Source organism: Carboxylicivirga linearis (assembly GCF_018271995.1).
Taxonomy (GTDB): Bacteria; Bacteroidota; Bacteroidia; order Bacteroidales; family Marinilabiliaceae; genus Carboxylicivirga; species Carboxylicivirga linearis.
Map to the genome: position 1 here is coordinate 110,651 of NZ_JAGUCO010000014.1, position 19,927 is coordinate 130,577.

The window sequence follows — 19,927 nt, forward strand, 5'->3', positions numbered from 1 at the left end:
ATTTACTGATTATTTTTAAATCTTTTAATGAAAACAATCAGCGATATAGGAAGAATCAATAATAAATACCAGTAATAAGAGTGGTTTTGTTGCTCAATAGGACTAGTATTTCCGGTTACAACATAGTTTGCCCAATAATAAGGATGTGCTTGAATAGCACTTGAACTCTCTATAAATTCAAGTTTTGCATGACGTAAAGCTTCATCTTTAAATTTTTTATTCTTGAGCTGACTATAAAAGAGCTCCGTTAACTTAGCTCCTGATTGATCATGAACCGGCCATAAAGTAAACACCTGTGTTTCTACTCCAGAAAATTTAAATGCCCTTGCCAAACTAATTAAACCTTCCCCGTTCTTTCTTCGTCCCCTTCCTGTACTACAAGAACTTAAAACAACCATTGGAGAATTTAGATTGTAATTATAAAGTTCATATGCTTTTAAAACCTCATTTGAATCATTCACAGAAGAGAATACCAGTTGTGAATTAAGAGGCAGTAACTCATCATTTAACGAATGCATTGCCAGGTGCATTATATTATTAGCATTGGCATTATGCAAAAAGTTTGCTTTACTTGCTTCATCCCCTTCATATATTTCAGAATTAAATATCTCACTAATATTTTCAATTTCATCCTTTGCCGAAGCAAGAGGCATCAAATAGTTATTTATTGCCTGACGAATATTAACCAATATAGAATCTTTCATTGATTCATCACCGTAATATTCAGGTGCAAAAGAATATACCTTATTAAACATTCGTTTCTTTTCATTGAAATCTGGCAAAATAGCAGCATTATATTCATAACTAAGATTATACTCTTTAATCAACCATGGATAATGTCTAAAATCAGGTTTCTGAGAAGAAACATCTTTTGTTAGTAAAGATTCAAATGAAAGATAAGCAAGTTCGGCATGGGGTATAATAATAAGATCTTTCCCTTTTATATCCTCTTTTATACTACCAAGCAATTTTGTGTATAAATAGTTGGAAGCTTTTGCAAATGTTTTAATCCTATCAACCGAATTGCCTTTTCCTAAAAACGGAGATGAAATTTCTTTCAAAACCAAATTCAGATCATCGTAAAACAAATTAGCAACCGGAACTTCATTCACTCTATAACTATCACGAGTTAATATAAATTGAATTAAACGGTCATCAGATAATAAATAATCAATCAAAACCTGATTATCACCCAACCTGTTTTGTATATCTTCAATCGATGCTAAAGGAGGTACATATTTTAACTGGTAATAATCTGGGTAATTTGTTTGGATAATAGTATTCAAACTATCCAATTCTTGCAGATATTTATCTCTATTATTCATAAGGTAAGCCAAATCATCTTCGTTAGGCTTTGCACTTAATTTTAAATGATCCACCTCGTTTTGATAAAATGACAAACGACCTTTTAAATGATTTTCTTCTTGTATCAACGAATCGGGTATGCCTGCCCGAACTTTAATTTGTTTATCATTCAAGCCCAACAATAATGAATAGGATTTTCCCTTTTGGGCAAATTCATATGCATTTTTCAAATAATACTCTTGATGAGTAACATTATATAAATCTATGTTTATTTTTACAGCAAGCTCAATATATTCAGCATACAAATCTCCCATGGCCACTCTATCGGTATCAAAGTTTAACTGCGACCGCACTGCATCAATGGATTGATCTGCTTGCTCCAAATGCTCCAGAGATTTTTGTAAATGATCATTTATATTAGTCTGCTTATATATTCCATAATAAGCTTTTGCCAAATTTAAATTCACTCTTTTAAACAGCCGTGAAATCCGGGAGGCATTATTCTGCTGAATATCATAAGAATATTGAAGTATTACTTGTTGGTAAACAGGATTAAGTATGGCAATTACATTAGCATAATCATTTAGTCCTAAATATGCCAAAGCCATGTCATTGGTATTATCCCAATATTCATAAGGCGCAAAATTCTCATCTTTATGCAGAATACTTTCGAGTTGATTGAAATATTGAATACTCTTGGTGTAATCTTTTAATGCTAAATAGGTCCAGGCCACTTGATTATTTAGTATTTTATTTGATTTAAGCTGATCTTGTTGTATAGCATCAACAATGGCGGAATCAAGGTAAGCCTTTGCTCTAGTTAAGCTGTCCAAATTGGCAAATAAATTGGCAATGCTGGCATAACTAAGATAAAGTGCATTTGTTTTTTTTATTTTAGCTTCTTTAATCGCTTGCTCTGCATATTTAAAACTTAACTTCTCATTATCCAGATCACGATATATTCTTGCAATTTGTTTGCAAGATTCCGGCCTATTATTTCTGTAATTAACAATTGGATCACTAATATTGAGGGCTTTTTGATAATAATTTAATGCCTCAGTATATCGACCACTTTTTTTCAAATAATATCCTAGTCTATTATATAATATACTTAGATCAAAACGATAAGAGTTTAAATTAGAAAGATAGAAATCTTCCAACTTCCTAGCTGTTTTGTCAAGTTCATTCGACAAACCTATATCAGTGCAAAAAAGAAGATAAGTACTATAGAGATATTCATTCTCCCTTGTTACTTCCTTATTAAAGCTTAAACTAAATAACTCTTTAAATAAATCATTTGCTTCCTCATATCTTTTATATCCTGAACTCAAAATCTTTATATAAGAAGCTGAAGACATATTATACCCTAGATAATCATTATTTTCATAAAGCAACTTTTTTGAAAGTTCAAATGATTTACGTGTAAACTCTAACTTTTTCTTTCTATTACTACTATAACAAATTGCTAAATTATGGTATATCTTAGCTTGAATACTGTCTGGTAAAGATTTCTCATCAGATAAATTCAATAATTTATTAAAAATCAACAACGCATCATTTCGCCTATTACTACCTAGATAAATACACGCTTCATAAAAAGTGACATAGTCCCTAAACTCAACTGATTGATTTTGGTTTTTTAGTTCTGAAAGAAGATCAAATGCATTTGGCAAATCAGAAATTTGTACATAGGCCTTAAAAACATGTGCCAAAATAATAAGATCTTCAGAACTGGATAAAAGACTATCCTTATTTATTAGATAATTTGCTCCTATATCAATTACTTCCTTAAAACTATTTTGATAGTATGCTGATAAAACTTCTTCTTGTATAGTATCTTGAACATTTTTAGCACCCAACAAACAAGGATGCATAATGCTGAATATCAGCATTATTGATATATGTAAAATATTTTTTTTCAAAAAATCTTATTTTTTTTTCTAAAAAAGGTGTTACGATTTCGATGTTTTGCAATTAACCTATGAAAACTAACAAAAACAATAGGTCATGAAAACAATTAAAACTACCCAGGAAAAACGCAATCAATATATAAAGTTTAACTCTAAAGATAATGCTTTTTTAAAAAAGATTATTGGTGGTGAAGAAGATAACTATGAAGATGAAGAAGAAGTAAAAATGCAGATCTAACATAAAAGAAACATTAAGTGCTTTGGACGAAGAAACTTATCAAAGATCTCAATTCAAGAATAATGGTCTGAACGCAGACACAGTTAGTGAAAAGAAGAAAGCGGAGCCCCCCAAAAGTTTCCCGATTCTAGCTTCGCTTCTTCTCTTTCCTAATATTAGTTAAATGGGAAACCTAGTAGTTATGGCACTAAAAGAAATAAACCGAACTATCAACTGGATAGATCAGGAAATACGTAGACAAGAAACCGGAACTCCTAATGAGTTTGCCGGTAAAATGAGTATGTCTGTTCGCATGCTTTTCTTTTACTTAGATATGATGCGTAATTTAGGTGCAGACATAACATACTGTAAACGCAGAATGACTTTTGAATATGCAAAAACCGGCCATTTTATCAACGGCACTAAGTGGGTTGAAGATTAAGTGTAAAAAGTTATTTTGCAAGATTATTATTACTCCACACAATCAGGCTATGGTCGTTTCAACTTTAAATAGTATTTTAACGTCCCTGAAACTAAATCATGCCTCAAACCACACTTTGGAAAAACAATAAGTTTAAAATCTACTCACGCTTTTACTACAAAGGCTTCGTTTTATATTGGATTTTACTTTCAATAATTATCATCTCATTAATATCTCTTCCTCTTATTAAGGTAGATGTCAGCACCCAAAGCAGAGGCATAATAAAAACAATTAACAAAATTAGCCCAATCTACCCTGGAATTTCTGCCAAAGTAGCATTTCTGAATATTAAAGAAAATCAAACCGTTTCTAAGGGAGATACTCTATTAATATTGGAACAAAAAGGTATTGACAGTGAAGTTGACATTGCGCAAACCCAGATAGATATTTACCAATCTTACCTTAACGACATTGACATCCTGGTTAATGAACAAAACAAACAGATAACAACTCCGCTTTACATTCAAGAAAAAGCAGATTTCATTAATGGTATAAAAAAACGAAAAAGAACCATTGAGAAAAATAAGATTGATTTTCAACGAACCAAGCAACTATATCATAATGATGTCGTTCCTATTTCCACATTGCAGGAAGATTCGTTCCAACTAAAATACTCGGAAGATGATTTGCTTGTTTTTGAAACTACTACACGAGCAAAATGGGAGCTTGATAAAAAAAACTTCACCATTAACATTCAAGATTTAAAGGTGAAAATTGAAAACCTTTTACAACAAAAGAACCAACTCCTAATAACTGCGCCATTCGATGGCAACATATTATCATTTAACGGCATAGCTAAAGGAAGTATTGTAAACGAAAACGAAGCGATTGCTATGATTTCGCCGGAAGAGGACTTATTGGCAGAATGTTATGTATCACCTTCTGATATTGGGCTGATAAAAGAAAAGATGCCCGTTAGAATACAAGTCGATTCATATAATTACAACCAATGGGGACTGATGAATGGATATGTTGAAAGTATCTCTCATGATGTCATTAATCAAGACGGTAAGTTTGTATATGTAGTAAGAAGTAAGATGAACTCTGAGTACCTGATGTTAAATAATGGCTTAAAAGGACAATTAAAAAAAGGCATGAGCATAACAGGGCGTTTCATTGTAACTCAACGAACATTATTTCAGCTTTTATTTGATAATATAAACGACTGGTTAAACCCTAAAATAAACCATCACCCTGCACAATAATGAGTATTAAGGTTCAGCAATATGATCATGCCGACTGCGGAGCTGCTTGCCTGGCTTCTGTAGCCAGTTTTTATAAGCTAAAGTTAAGGTTATGGAAAATTCGGGAATTAGCAGGTACTAACTTAAGTGGTACTAGTGCCTATGGAATTCTTAAAGCGGCTGAAACAATAGGTTTTGAAGCCAAAGGCATACAAATTAGCAAAGACGATTTACCTGAAATACCACTACCCTCAATTGCCCATTTAAAATTACCAGAAGGAGGACATCATTATGTTGTTATTTATAAAGTTGGTAAGAGGAAAATTAAAATAATGGATCCGGCTGAAGGAAGGTTAATAAATATGCCTCTTTCTAATTTCATAGACTTATGGACCGGTATTACCATTTTATTAATTCCTTCAATCGATTTTCAACAAGGAGTTCATAAAGAATCTGCGGCTAAAAAATTATGGAATCTGGTTCGACCACATAACCATATATTGCTTCAATCAGGAATAGGTGCTTTAGCTTTTTCCACCCTTGGAATATCCACAGCCATTTACATTCAAAAATTAACCGATTTTGTATTGGTGGGACACAACATTAACTTACTCAACCTCATGGGTATTTTAATGATTTTGGTAATTATTTTTCAGTTACTGTTAGGCATGCTGCAATCGTGGTTTGTGCTGCAGGTAGGACAAAATATAGATAGCACCCTAATAACCGGATACTTCCAACACTTATTGAAATTACCGCAACGTTTTTTTGATAGCATGCGTGTTGGTGAACTTATTTCCAGGGTAAACGATGCCATTAAAATACGAAACTTTATTAACCAGGTTGCTGTGGAGGCAACAGTTGATCTGTTAATAATATTAGTAGCTTTTCTTGTAATGGCCATCATTAACTGGAAACTATCGCTACTTACATTGACGGTCACCCCTATCTACGTACTTGTTTTTTTGCTCACCAATAAGGCAAACAGAAAAATTGAAAGGGATAAAATGAAAAAAACAGCCAAACTTGAAGTTCAGCTGGTTGAATCACTCAAAGCAGCTAAAACCATTAAACAAATGGGAGCTGAAGACTATTTTATTGCCAAAACAGAGACACGATTAATGGAAGTATTGGAAGAGGTCTACAGATCTGGTAAAGTTGATATATTATCCTCATACAATCTTCTTAGTATCAACAGACTAATCACTATTGCAATATTATGGATTGGCGCATTAAGTGTTATTAATCAACAATTAACACCAGGTCAGTTAATGTCGTTTTTTGCTATCACCAGTTTTTTTACCGGCCCGGTTTCTCGTTTACTCGGGATGAATAAAACCATTCAGGGAGCTGTCATTGCAACCGATCGACTCTTTGAAATCCTGGATTTAAAAAGAGAGACTGATGATAGAAATTCATATAACAAGTTAGAAGAATTAATTATAGGTGATATTAAATTTAAAGACGTTGAATTCCAATATACACTGGAACAAGAACTCTTTAAGAATCTTTCTTTCACCATTAACAAAGGTTGCATAACAGCATTGGTAGGTGATAGTGGCTCTGGAAAGTCGACTATTGGTTATCTATTACAAGGACTCTACCCTATTTCATCCGGAGCCATTTCTATTGGGCATGCTGATATCAATAATGTTGAACACACTCAACTCAGAAAAGCGGTAGGCGTTGTACCTCAGAATATTGAATTATTCGCGGGTAATTTAATTGAAAACATAGCTTTGGGTGATTATTCACCGGATATGAATCGTATTTATGAGATAATTGATCTATTAAACTTACATGATATCATTGACAACCTGCCTGAAGGACTAAACACCTGGCTGGGTGAAAATGCCAACCAATTATCAGGTGGTCAACGACAAAGATTGGCAATTGCGCGAATGCTCTACCTAAATCCTGAAATATATGTATTTGATGAGGCGACTTCCTTTTTAGATGACAGAACAGAAACAGGTATTAAAAATCTGATACTGGATTTAAAAAAGAAAGGGAAAACGATCATTATGGTAGCTCATCGTATGAGCACCATTAATATTGCAGAACAAATATTGGTATTTGAAAAAGGAAAAGTCATTGAATCTGGCAATTACAATGATTTAATCAGCCTAAATGGACGATTTTTTGAGATGGTGCAACATCACAGAAAAAGTTAAACAGTTTCATTCCTTAAATCTTTGTACTTTTGCGCTTCTTTCAAGAAAGAAATGAAGCTAAAAAACAGATACAATCAACATTATTGGCCAAATATAAAACTGGCCACACCTATTGTTTTAGCACAGGCAGGTCAGATGCTTGTCAATCTGGCCGACACCCTTATGGTTGGTCAGGTGGGAACAACCCCTTTGGCTGCGGCTTCTTATGCTAACAGTATTTTTATAAACATTTTATTTTTTGGTGTAGGAATAACTTTTGCGTTAACCCCATTGGTAGGGAAAGCCTTTGGTGCCCGTAAAAAAGAAGAATGTGCTTACTGGCTGAAACAAGGATTGTGGGCCAACTTTATTATAGGAGCAATATTAACCCTTATATCTGGTGCTTTTTATTTTGTGCTTCCCTACATGGGCCAAGAAGAAAGTGTTTGGAAAGAAGCTGGCCCATACTTTTTATTGTTAGCAACTTCTATAATACCGCTTCAAGTTTTTAATACCTATAAACAGTTTACCGAAGGATTAAGCAACACAAAAATTGCCATGATAATTACCATTGGTGGTAATATTTTAAATGTAATCCTCAACTTCATACTCATATATGGTCATTTTGGTGTACCTGCATTAGGCTTAATTGGAGCAGGAATTGGCACTCTAGCCTCCAGAATTATGATGGCAATTTCCTTCACTATTATTTTACCACGAATTAATCGTTATAAAGATTACATAAAAACACATACCAGTTCTTTTTCGATTGATGCATTTAAGAAAATAAGCAAGCTGGGAATGCCTATAGGACTGCAATTTGTAATTGAAATTTTTGCTTTCAGTCTGGGTAGTATTATGATGGGTTGGATAAATGCAGAAAGTTTGGCTGCTCATCAAATAGTTTTAAGTTTAGCCAGCCTGACCTATATGATGTCATCCGGATTAGCCTCTGCCACAACAATTAAAGTTAGCATATTCCGTGGCAAAAAATTATTCCACGAAATAAAAAACACTGCTTTTGCCTCGTTACATCTTGTGATTATATTTATGAGTTTGACAGGAGTATTATTTTTTAACCTTCGTCATTTTTTACCAAGCTTATTTGTCGACGAACAGGAAGTAATTCTTTTGGCTTCTGTTTTAATGATTGTTGCAGCTTTCTTTCAGATTTTTGATGGAATTCAAGTTATCACCTTAGGTATATTAAGAGGTTTGGAAGATGTTGTAGCTCCCGTTATTGGTGCTGGAATTGCCTATTTGCTTATCTCTGTTCCAACCGGATATTTAGTGACCTTTATTTTTAATGCCGGTCCCATTGGAATTTGGATTGGCTATATGGTTGGATTAGCTTCAGCCGGTGTATTTTTGCTCATTAGATTTAGAACACTTTACCGAAGAAATTATGAAAATTGACGTAATAAATACTGCACAGGAAGTAACATCAAAAAAAGTAAAAGGGAAAACATCAGTAGTAATTGATATTTTACGAGCGACTTCTGTAATGACTACCGCCATTCAGAATAATGCTACCCAAATCATTCCCGTTCTTACACCAGAAGATGCTTTTCAAATTAAATCCAAGAAAGGAAATAATACCATCTTGGGTGGAGAAAGAAATGCCGAACTTATTGAGGGTTTTGATTATGGCAATTCACCTTTATCATACACCAAAGAAGTGATTGAAAATAAATGCTTGATCATTACCACAACCAACGGAACATTAGCTATAAAAAACGCAGTGGAATCTGATGAGCTTTTTATTGCATCCTTTTTAAATGCTCAGGCTACAGTAAATCAACTTATCAACTCTAATGATATTGTTTTAATTTGCTCTGGCAACAATGGAGTTTACACCTTAGAAGATAATCTTTGTGCCGGCTTTATTATTAGCTTATTAAATGCTAAACTTGAAAATGTAGATTTAACCGATTCTGCTATTGCATCTTTAAGTTTATATCAATCAACTAAAACTAACGTTGTAAAATTAGCTTCCAAAGGATACCATTACAACGTATTAAAAAGTAAACAATTCGATGATGATCTAACCGAATGTTTCACACCTAATAAATACGATGTTGTTTTAAAATGGAATGGTGAAAGCATAATAAAGGCTGTTTAAATTAAACAGCCTCTGTATTTTATTCTACTGAATAATTTTGTTTAGAATAACATGAGCTGCAATTCCACCAACCATTAAAAGACCGGCTAATATTAATAATACATTTCCAACAGGAGGATTCATGGTATAAATAACCAATACTACAACTCCTAAAACAATTAAAAGGATTCCAAAATTTTTCAAAATTTGATTCATAGCGATTTATTTAGGTACAATTAAATATACCAACAAAATGTAAGAATCAAAACAACCGCCTGTTAATAAATAAGATTTCTGAGAGCAACTGATATTTTTATCTTTGCAACTTATGCGAGGTAGAAAAAATAGTATTCAGGATACAACATTCTTCCTTTTCGTTGATAATCATTAAATTCTATTACATTGGCAAAGTCAAAAAAAGATACCGTACAAACACCTTTAATGAAACAGTACTACAGCATTAAGGAGAAATATCCGGATGCTATATTACTTTTCAGAGTTGGTGACTTTTATGAAACGTTTTCTGAAGATGCTATTAAAGCTTCCGAAATTTTAGGTATTACTTTAACACGAAGAGCCAATGGGTCTGCCTCATACGTTGAATTAGCCGGATTTCCACACCATGCGTTAGATACCTATTTACCCAAATTAGTACGTGCTGGTGAACGAGTTGCGGTTTGCGATCAGTTAGAAGATCCGAAAGCAACCAAAACCATTGTTAAACGAGGAGTAACCGAGTTGGTAACTCCCGGAGTGGCAATTAATGACAATATACTTGAGCACAAAGAAAATAACTTTCTTGCCAGTGTTCATTTCGATAAGAAAGTAACGGGTGTGGCTTTTCTTGACATATCAACCGGAGAATTTTTAACTTCAGAAGGATCATCGGAATATGTTGAGAAATTACTAGCCAATTTCAAGCCTAAAGAGGTATTATACGAAAAAGGAAAGAGACAGCAATTCGAAGAAGCTTTTGGTCCGAAATACTACACCTATGCTTTTGACGATTGGGCTTTTGCACCAGACTCGGCCCATGATAGATTATTAAAACACTTTGAAACCAATTCGTTAAAAGGATTTGGAGTACAAAACTTAACTTACGGAATCACGGCTGCAGGAGCCATCATTCATTACCTCGACCTGACACAACACCATAAAGTACAACACATAACCACTCTAGGCAGAATAGATGAGGATAAATATGTGTGGCTCGATAAGTTCACCATTCGTAACCTTGAACTTTTCAGCTCATTAAACGATGGTGGAAAATCGTTGACTGATGTTATTGACAGAACCATCAGTCCTATGGGTTCGAGAATGTTAAAACGATGGGTAGCTCTTCCTTTAAAAGATGTAAAGCCTATTGATGATCGCTTGAGTGTTGTTGAATATTTTTTCAAAACACCCGAACTGAAAGATTCCATTATGGATGCCTTACATTCAATTGGTGATTTGGAAAGATTGGTTGCCAAAGTTGCAGCAGGAAGAATAACGCCTCGTGAATTAATTCAATTAAAAATGGCCCTTTTTGCCATTGATCCTATCAAAGAAGGTTGTTTATCAAGTGATAATCAACACCTGAAACATATAGGAGACCAACTTAACGGATGTGCAACCATTCGCGAACGAATTCATCGCCAAATACAGTCTGAACCTCCGGTTTTGGTATCTAAGGGAGGAGTCATTCAAGAAGGCGTTTCGGAAGAATTGGATGATCTTCGCAAAATTGCATATTCAGGAAAAGATTACTTGGCTAATCTTCAGCAGCGATTAAGTGAAGAAACCAATATACCTAGTATTAAAATTGCCTTTAACAATGTTTTCGGATATTATATAGAAGTAAGAAATACACACAAGGATAAAGTACCTCAAGAATGGATTCGTAAACAAACATTGGTAAGCGCCGAGCGGTATATTACTGAAGAGTTAAAGGAGTATGAGTCAAAAATTCTGGGTGCTGAAGAAAAAATATTAGCAATAGAAACTAAGTTATATAATGATTTAATTATTGCTGTTGCTGAATTTATCGCTGCTATTCAACTAAATGCAACCTTATTATCAAAAATTGATGTATTAGTTTCATTTAACAATCTGGCAGCAGAATCGAAATTTGTTCGGCCTGTAATTAACGACTCTCTTGAGTTAAGCATTAAAGCCGGTCGACATCCTGTTATTGAAAAACAATTACCTATTGGTGAATCCTACGTCCCCAATGATGTATATCTCGATAATGACAAGCAACAAGTAATTATTATAACCGGGCCTAATATGGCAGGTAAATCAGCGCTGTTACGTCAAACTGCCTTAATTACTTTAATGGCACAAATTGGATGTTATGTACCTGCCGAATCGGCAACTATTGGTGTGGTTGATAAAATATTTACGCGTGTTGGTGCATCTGATAACATAAGCTTAGGAGAATCTACCTTTATGGTTGAAATGAATGAAGCAGCCAGCATACTGAATAATCTTACCAAACGCAGTCTGGTTTTGTTTGATGAATTAGGGCGAGGAACCAGTACCTACGACGGTATTTCAATTGCATGGTCGATTGTTGAATATATTCACGAAAACAAAAAGGCCGGCGCCAAAACACTATTTGCTACCCATTATCATGAACTAAATGAGATGGAAAAAACTTACAAAAGATGCAAAAACTACAATGTATCGGTTAAAGAGGTCGATAATAAAGTAATTTTTCTTCGAAAACTGGTTCCGGGTGGCAGTAATCATAGTTTTGGTATACACGTGGCACGCATGGCCGGAATGCCTAAAAGTGTTGTTAAAAGGGCTGACTCCATCTTAGGAGACTTAGAGCAATCGAATCGACATGGTGATTTGAGTAAACCCATTGATGATATCTCAAATAATAGAGAAGGAATGCAGTTAAGTTTCTTCCAACTAGACGACCCTGTATTGAAACAAATTCGTGATGAAATAGCCGATTTGGATGTTAACAATTTAACTCCCATGGAAGCACTAAATAAATTAAACGAGATAAAAAAATGGATAGGAGTAAGTTAGACTCTTCCCCTCTTCTTTTTTCAACAAATCGTAAATATTTATTTTGGAGATATAAAAATTAGGTCTATATTTGCATCCGCAATCGAGAAACAAAACAACGCCAACAACGGATGGATAAAGAGTTTCAGAAGCATTGAACGCGAAAATAGCTCAGTTGGTAGAGCACGACCTTGCCAAGGTCGGGGTCGCGGGTTCGAGTCCCGTTTTTCGCTCACAAGGATGCCCGAGTGGTGGAATTGGTAGACACGCAGGACTTAAAATCCTGTGGCCATTAGGCCGTGCGGGTTCAAGTCCCGCCTCGGGTACCAAGCTGGATTCATCCAGAACCAAAAGCGCTTAAAACAACAGTTTTAAGCGCTTTTTATTTTCGGTTAACTTCAATAAAATGTGTTCAAAATAGGCAGTTTGAGTGAACAAGACGTGAACAAGCAATATTTTTAAAATCTTGTTCACTTCGATACCTAACTACCTAGTTCACAGAATACAATTTGACTCATTTTGATATTATTTAAACTTGGTTTTGAGAACTAAACTATTCAACTTACACTAACAAAGTGAACAAGCACTCAAAACCTTAAAAAAGTATTATTATGAGGTTTTATTTATGTTTTGCCCTTCGCAAAGAAAGAATTCGAAAAGATGGTACATGTACTGTATTCGCCAGGTTTACTTATAACAAAAGACGGCTTGAATTGTCAACATCAGTTATAATCAAACCAGAAGATTGGGATGAAGTCAGACAATTAGTTAAAGATGACGCACCAAACGCTGAATCATTAAACAACAGATTAAAAAAAGTAGACACTGCACTCCATGACACTTATAATCGTTTAGTATCCTCAGGTAAAAATTTTAATGTCGATGACATTAAAGACGAATATAAAGGTATAAGAAATTCAAAAGGTATTTTAGAGGTATTTGATTATTATCTTAAAACCATAGAAAACAATATCGGTCATGGTTATGCTTATCGAACCTTGAAACATTATCGTGTTACACGTAAAAAATTAGCTGAGTTTCTCAGAAATCAACTTCACAAAGGAGACACACCAATAAATTCGATTAATTATAATTTCCTAAACCAGTTCGATATGTTCTTAAAGGCTGAATATGGAGTACACCAGAATACAGCCTGGAACTACCATAAGCACATTAAAAGAATAATGAACCTAGCTGTATCAATGGAATTTATTCAAAAGAGTCCCTACAATCAGTTTAAAACGAAATTACAGCAAACCAATCGTGAATTCTTGACTAAAGACGAATTACATCGATTAGAAACAAAACAAATTGAAATAGATCGTTTAGCTATCGTAAGAGATATATTCGTATTTGCTTGTTATACAGGATTAGCATATTCTGATATATCAAAATTAAATACTAACCATATCCAAACACGTAATGATGGAAATCAATGGATTATTATTAATCGCACCAAAACTAAATCTCAATGCTCTATACCACTATTCCCGAATGCTCTAAAAATTATTGAACAATACTCATGTTATCCAGAAGCTTTACTCAAAGGTAGAGTTTTACCTGTATCTTCAAATCAAAAACTTAATAGTTATCTTAAAGAGATAGCAACAGTCTGTGGTATAAACAAGCATCTAACAATGCATATGGCTCGTCATACCTTTGCAACAACCGTTACTTTATCTAATGGTGTTCCCATCGAAACAGTATCAAAAATACTTGGGCATAAATCATTAAAAATTACTCAAATCTATGCAAGAGTACTGGAGTCAAAAATATCAGAGGATATGATGACTTTGAGAAAGAAATTAGGTATGTAGAATGACAACAATTTATGTTTCCAATCAACACTAATTTATTTAACTTTAATAAACTCTTATTCTTAAACTTACACCATTATTCAACTACTATGTATATTTTTTCACAATAATTGTTTGCCTAATCATATTAATACACTAGTTTTGCATCCGCAATCGAGAAAAAAAGCAAAGTCAACAAAGGAGTGGCATTGAGATTGTAACAGAATGAATGCGAAAATAGCTCAGTTGGTAGAGCACGACCTTGCCAAGGTCGGGGTCGCGGGTTCGAGTCCCGTTTTTCGCTCTCAAGGATGCCGAAGTGGTGGAATTGGTAGACACGCAGGACTTAAAATCCTGTGACCATTAGGTCGTGCGGGTTCAAGTCCCGCCTTCGGTACTCAAAGCGCTTAAAACCAATGTTTTAAGCGCTTTTTTATTGCAAAATAATTCAATAAACATAGATCTCTATAGTGTCTCATTTACATAATTTAACCTTCAAAAGTTATAAGTAGTACTTATACATATAACAAAGCAACCAACAATATTACAATCGGGAACGATTAATTAATATTTTATGGTTGCTTTATTTATTCCTTTTATGGAAACTTCACTACTCAATAGCTATTTGAAAGTTTAAGAATTAGCTATTTATCTAATTACTATTGAGTTTAAGCAACCGTTGTTGCAGCATGTGAAATTAATATTTCGAAAAGATATTTCCAATTCAATATTAGAATAAAACCATATTCATACAGGTTACTCCCCTATGATATAATCAACAGCCTGCTGAGACAGACTTGATGCCGAAACTATAAACTTTTGATCATTCCTTAGTTTTTTCAACCATCCTTGAATGTACGCAGCACTATTATCTATAGTATCTTTTTCAATCCCACAAATACCACACAGATATGCAGCGCCCATTTCAGCAATAAGTTCTTCTTTACTATAATCACAACTTCCAAAATGATGGTTTGAGTATGTTTGATGGCGATTCAACCTATTAATGTGACCTGTGCTATGAACTAACTCATGGAATAAGCAGGAATAAAATTCTTCATCTTTGAAAAAGCTCTCTGCATCCGGCATATGCACTTCATCCAACGAAGGTATATAACACGCTTTTTTCTTACCAAACCTAATTACCGGTGATTCTTTCCATTCAGAAACAACTTTCTCACAAGAATCAATAGCCTTAAAGTCATGATCGTAAGGTTTATCATCAGGAATCTTATCAGAATCAACACCTTCAATATCATCAATATGAAATACACGATAATAACGAAGAATAGGTATTTCTTTCAATTCATCTTCTTTCTCATATTTAAGCATCTTCCAAAAAATAACCATATATGATTTAGCTCCTTTTTTAATGTATGCTCCCAGCTCTTTAGCCTGATTAAATGTAAGAAAGTAAGGTTGTTCAAAATCAAAACTTAGCAGATACCAGAAATTAAATCCTCGATATGGTTTATTGGATATTAGATTTCGAGGTATACCATTTGACGTTTTCCAGGGCATTGCCCAAGGAATAACACCTTTTTCCAATCGATCAATAATCAAATTGGTGACTGTTCCATAAATATCAAAACCTTTCATAGAATCCACCGCTGCCCTGCGGATTTATATGGGCTACTGGCACGCCATTAATTTTGGCGTATATCATTGAGATGGATGGAATCTTGTCAAGTGTGTATGTCAGATTTTTGATTAAACAAAAATCTGAACGCATCCGAAGGACGGCTGACATTTTCAAAATCAGCCGCACTTGACTTTTCCGGACAGCGATTAATAACTTTGTCAGAATCTAATGGTGTGGATTTCCAAACTAAATTATAAAACCTGGTTTTTGGGAAACTATTACACCAAATAAAAATCCCTGCCAAATGGCAAGGATTCCGATTTAATACCTTAATTAGTTTTCTACTCTTTCAATTCTTCAGGAATAGGTATTGTTGTTTTAAAGGCATTAATGTTAGAGTGGTTTCTATACTTGTTAAACAAGGTTCTAATGACAACAGCATTAAAAATTATAGATAAAAGAGTTATACCTGCACCAATGATAAAATTCGATTGATACTCTTGGAACTTTAATTGAGCAGATTCAATATCCCATTGACTGAGCCATAAAATAACAACCAAGGGAGCAATTAAGAATATTAGACACACAACTAATTCTATCCAGGATTTTCTCCTCCACTTTTTAAGATGGTTATCTATTAGCTCCTCTCGCTTTTTTTGTCTTATTTCATTCTCCCGAATGCGCTCTTTGTTTTGTAGTTCTTTAAGCTTAACAGACAGATCAGAAACGTTAGTTTTCAATGCCTCATTTTCTGCATTAAGTACTTCAGCTGAGTTATTCTGTTCGGATAAACGCTTTGTTTCTTTTTCAAACTCATTCAAAATATCATTGACCTGTTCATTACGCTTAATCTCAATTTGCTTTTGCTTCTCCGCTTCTTTTTGCAGCCGCTTGACAAACGCTTCTTTATCATCTTTTGCCAAACTATTTAGTTGGTCAAGGTCATTAACCTGTTTATTGGCTATTCGTTTAGCAACCCGGACAACTTGTTCCGGTGTCAAATCCTCATTAGCATACTTGTTGATATTATCATCTAATTCTTTGATGATAGAGTTTTTAGGCATTGATTCTATTAAGGAGCTTGACACTAGACATGCCAGACCTGTATGCGCAATATTGGCATTACATTGTTGATTCGGGTTTGCAAGCCATAATATATTGAGCAGTACATCTGCCTTAATTATTTCAGGTTGGTGTCCATTCTTATATTTTCTCTCACTCTCACTAGCATCATGAAAAACATAGTTAACAGCATTATTGACAAACCAACAAGGCACCCGGTCAAACGATTTAATTTTTTCATCGTTCCTTTTATCTCGAACGTAATATAAAGCGGTAGCATCATGCAATGCAGCAGCTTCATTGTTTCTATACTCCTTTAAGGATGCAAATTCCTTACTAAACTTGGCCTTATTCCTGTACTTATCTGTATGTGGTATAATATAAATTCCATACTCCTTAACCAATGTTTCCTGGAGGGTGTCGGCAATATGTTCTAAATCTGTTTTTGTCAGATTGCGCCTGTCACAAGCATTATATATATCCTCTGGATTGATCTTTTTTGTTAGGTAATGAGCATTAAAATGTTCACTTCTACGCCTCAATAACCTCTCTGTTTCGTCAATAGTGTCTTTTAGGACGGTCAATTTATAACCATGTTGCTTTGCCAGGGAAACCAATGTTCTGCAAGAATTAGTAGATTCCTCTGTATTTAGATCCAAAAGGCTAACCAAAAAATTAGTATCAAATAACAGTTCCACTGGTGTTTTCATTTGTGGAGAACTATATTCAATGTAGGAACTGATTATAGTACCTAAGTACAAATCTTTAAGCTTCTCGAACACAGGAGGTACATTTCGAAAAAACTCAATAAACTGAGCTTCTATTGAATAATCCTTACCATTGCCATTTGTTGTTTCACTAATGTACTTAGAAATCTGAATTTTGTTTTTCTCCAGAAAAGAAAAGATAGATGAATAATCCTCTTTAGCGATTTCACTTGTTTTACAGAACTCACGAAACAGCTTTTCAATGTCATCCACTTCCTTTTCTTTTTGTGCTACAATTGCATCAAATTCAGTGAAAACATAGTTTTGCAGTGCAAAAGCACCATCTTGATAAAGAGTAAACTTAACATTAGATTCTTCATTTACTTCCTCACTAATTTTATAAAGAATATTTTTTAGTACCGGAGCTGGAATCTCTAAACCATAAAGACAAGCAATTTTCTTTTGAATTTCCCTAATACTTTTTCCTTTAAAGATTCCTTTCTTATTTAATTCAGCTAGTGCTCGCTTTGCCAAAGGCACGAATACTTCAATAAGTCCTTTAGACAACGTACCTGTGTTATTTATATGAGCCAGTAAACTATATGTGACAATCCGTTTTGTATTCATAAATAATCAATTTCAAAAGCAACTACTAAAATAACTATGGATTAATAATTGTAGAATAGAAAATCCTGAATTGTTATAATTAACTTATCAACAGTCAGTTTAAATAATGGAACAATCCTTTTTAAATTAAAAAACTCTGATGAAAACAGTTATTTCGAAAAAAATATTCTATAATACAAGTATGGAAATACTAATCGCAGTGGCAGCTATCGCGGCATCAGTTGCCACTATAATCAGTTGTATTTTCTCGGTCTGGGCGATTGTCCGGGCACAACGTAACGAGAGCTGTAATTAAATTTCGGGGAGGTGTCAAGCCTCCCTTTTTTGTGTGTTTCACTGCCAGGCAAAAGAAGATCAAATCAATCAAAACAAAGGCATAAGGGAAGAAAAACAAGGAAAATTGCTATTGGTTAGAATGTCAGTGGAGTAGCTTATTTGGTGTTGGTAATCTATGTTAAACTATTGATTAATGGAAAGAATATGTTGATGTGGAAAATATCTGTTTGACTACCATTAATCATAAAATACTCATAAAACACCAAACCGTGAAACACATTTTTAAAACCAGTTTTTGAGACTGTCAATAACAGGCCTAATTACAGAAGAGAAAACTGTCTCGGCAAACGGTGGTTATGTGGGATACACAATCAGATATCGGCTTTACTAAAAGCCAAAGCTTTTAATTCCTGGTCAGTTCTGGATATACCATATTTACCAGCAATTTCTCTCCACTTACTGACAGATGATTTTACTTCTTTGATAATTTCATTTGCTCGTGATTCTGAAAGACGAAAGAATTCAGAGACTTCCAGTGCTAAATCCAGATCCAAAGCATTATCATCATCTGAAATATTCAATTTCAGTCCGGTTCCTGTTTCCACTGGATTAATGTCATATGCAGGTGACAACACCCACCCCTTTTCAGTTAAAATAAAACCATGATTACGAAGATGATCATCCGTATTAGATACACAAATACTAAAAACAATTCGTCGCCATAACTCCTCCAAATCTTCATTCACCCTGGCACCATTATTCTGCAAGAATTCCACTAACTCCAGATAGCTGGCTCCATCACTGTGATCCTGACCATCTGTATATCCCAACATAGTCATAGCAGAAGCAAAATGCAGCCTCTCTCCTGTTACTGTCCTGTCAAATCTCTTAGTCAGAAATGTATAATGATCGGAGGAAAATTTTCTTGCCATGGACTCAGCCATATTTATTCCTGCATTGATTGCCATTTCATAGGTTACAATTTCCCATCCGCCAGCATCTCCCTGATCATTACGACTTGGAAATTTAGCAATCCACAGATTACCTGATTCATCAAGAACACTCGCTTTGGGTCTTGCCCCTCCCAAAGATGCTCCCGGAGCAACAAGCATACTTAACCATTTCAGATAATCCGGATCATCAATCACATCATCTTCTTCCAGTCGAAGACTTATCTGTTCCAGTTCTCTTAGTGAGGTCCACGGAGGACTTGCCATTTCTCTGTTATCATTCAGAAACGGACCATCCGGATCAACCTTATAACGCATTGCTCCCATTCGATGCTCATCATAAACACCCAATAAATAATCTGTTTCATAAAGAGTGCCGGTATTTCGACCTTCTTTTCTAGCCAGTGCCGCTTCCCTTCGTCTCATAAGAATTCTTCCCCAACGATCAGGTGATGAATCCAAAAACAAACCAAAATTACCCTGATCCTCATCAGCATAATGCAATCCCGAATAAAACTGAAGATTGGGATCCAGGAGATGATTAAAACCTCTTTGTAACCAATCTTTATCATA

Annotated in this window: 13 protein-coding genes and 4 tRNA genes; 12 read left to right on the forward strand and 5 right to left on the reverse strand. The window is 34.4% G+C overall.

What is annotated here, in order from left to right; all coding sequences use genetic code 11:
• Nucleotides 1-2: 2 nt before the first annotated feature.
• Nucleotides 3-3,227 (reverse strand): CHAT domain-containing protein, encoded by a 3,225-nt coding sequence (locus KEM10_RS15765; protein WP_212216995.1) that lies wholly within the window; start codon nucleotides 3,225-3,227, stop codon nucleotides 3-5.
• An 85-nt stretch (nucleotides 3,228-3,312) separates the two neighbouring features.
• Here KEM10_RS15765 and KEM10_RS15770 point away from each other — a divergent pair, with 85 nt between their 5' ends.
• From KEM10_RS15770 to KEM10_RS15795, 6 genes are all read left to right on the forward strand, one after another.
• On the forward strand, nucleotides 3,313-3,453 hold the full coding sequence (locus tag KEM10_RS15770) for a hypothetical protein (RefSeq protein ID WP_212216996.1): 141 nt from the start codon (nucleotides 3,313-3,315) through the stop codon (nucleotides 3,451-3,453).
• A gap of 163 nt (nucleotides 3,454-3,616) precedes the next feature.
• Nucleotides 3,617-3,874, forward strand: a complete 258-nt coding sequence (locus KEM10_RS15775; RefSeq protein WP_212216997.1) for a hypothetical protein — start codon at nucleotides 3,617-3,619, stop codon at nucleotides 3,872-3,874.
• A gap of 98 nt (nucleotides 3,875-3,972) precedes the next feature.
• On the forward strand, nucleotides 3,973-5,118 hold the full coding sequence (locus KEM10_RS15780) for an HlyD family secretion protein (protein WP_212216998.1): 1,146 nt from the start codon (nucleotides 3,973-3,975) through the stop codon (nucleotides 5,116-5,118).
• Nucleotides 5,118-7,271, forward strand: a complete 2,154-nt coding sequence (locus KEM10_RS15785) for a peptidase domain-containing ABC transporter (RefSeq protein WP_212216999.1) — start codon at nucleotides 5,118-5,120, stop codon at nucleotides 7,269-7,271. The genes KEM10_RS15780 and KEM10_RS15785 overlap by 1 nt, the downstream gene beginning before the upstream one ends.
• Nucleotides 7,272-7,322: 51 nt before the next feature.
• On the forward strand, nucleotides 7,323-8,666 hold the full coding sequence (locus tag KEM10_RS15790) for an MATE family efflux transporter (protein ID WP_212217000.1): 1,344 nt from the start codon (nucleotides 7,323-7,325) through the stop codon (nucleotides 8,664-8,666).
• Complete coding sequence (locus KEM10_RS15795; RefSeq protein ID WP_212217001.1) at nucleotides 8,656-9,372, forward strand: 2-phosphosulfolactate phosphatase; 717 nt, start codon at nucleotides 8,656-8,658, stop codon at nucleotides 9,370-9,372. The genes KEM10_RS15790 and KEM10_RS15795 overlap by 11 nt, the downstream gene beginning before the upstream one ends.
• A 24-nt stretch (nucleotides 9,373-9,396) precedes the next feature.
• On the opposite strand, the gene KEM10_RS15800 is transcribed toward KEM10_RS15795, so the two are convergent.
• Nucleotides 9,397-9,567, reverse strand: a complete 171-nt coding sequence (locus KEM10_RS15800) for a hypothetical protein (RefSeq protein WP_212217002.1) — start codon at nucleotides 9,565-9,567, stop codon at nucleotides 9,397-9,399.
• Between the two features lie 225 nt (nucleotides 9,568-9,792).
• Between KEM10_RS15800 and mutS the strand changes: the two genes are divergently transcribed.
• The 6 genes from mutS to KEM10_RS15830 all read left to right on the forward strand — a co-directional run bounded on the left by mutS (nucleotide 9,793) and on the right by KEM10_RS15830 (nucleotide 14,547).
• On the forward strand, nucleotides 9,793-12,375 hold the full coding sequence (mutS, locus tag KEM10_RS15805) for a DNA mismatch repair protein MutS (protein ID WP_244825921.1): 2,583 nt from the start codon (nucleotides 9,793-9,795) through the stop codon (nucleotides 12,373-12,375).
• 139 nt (nucleotides 12,376-12,514) lie between these two features.
• A tRNA-Gly gene (locus KEM10_RS15810) sits at nucleotides 12,515-12,587 on the forward strand.
• A gap of 9 nt (nucleotides 12,588-12,596) precedes the next feature.
• Nucleotides 12,597-12,683: transfer RNA gene (locus KEM10_RS15815), tRNA-Leu, on the forward strand.
• A 282-nt stretch (nucleotides 12,684-12,965) separates the two neighbouring features.
• Nucleotides 12,966-14,171 (forward strand): site-specific integrase, encoded by a 1,206-nt coding sequence (locus KEM10_RS15820; protein ID WP_212217004.1) that lies wholly within the window; start codon nucleotides 12,966-12,968, stop codon nucleotides 14,169-14,171.
• A 210-nt stretch (nucleotides 14,172-14,381) separates the two neighbouring features.
• Nucleotides 14,382-14,454 (forward strand) — tRNA-Gly (locus KEM10_RS15825).
• 9 nt (nucleotides 14,455-14,463) lie between these two features.
• A tRNA-Leu gene (locus KEM10_RS15830) sits at nucleotides 14,464-14,547 on the forward strand.
• 359 nt (nucleotides 14,548-14,906) lie between these two features.
• On the opposite strand, the gene KEM10_RS15835 is transcribed toward KEM10_RS15830, so the two are convergent.
• From KEM10_RS15835 to KEM10_RS15845, 3 genes are all read right to left on the reverse strand, one after another.
• Nucleotides 14,907-15,749 (reverse strand): ArdC family protein, encoded by an 843-nt coding sequence (locus KEM10_RS15835; protein ID WP_212217005.1) that lies wholly within the window; start codon nucleotides 15,747-15,749, stop codon nucleotides 14,907-14,909.
• A 324-nt stretch (nucleotides 15,750-16,073) separates the two neighbouring features.
• Nucleotides 16,074-18,128, reverse strand: coding sequence for a hypothetical protein (locus KEM10_RS15840; protein WP_212217006.1), 2,055 nt, complete (start codon nucleotides 18,126-18,128; stop codon nucleotides 16,074-16,076).
• A gap of 647 nt (nucleotides 18,129-18,775) precedes the next feature.
• A partial coding sequence (locus KEM10_RS15845; RefSeq protein WP_212217007.1) for a type II toxin-antitoxin system HipA family toxin occupies nucleotides 18,776-19,927 on the reverse strand: 1,152 nt, incomplete at its 5' end.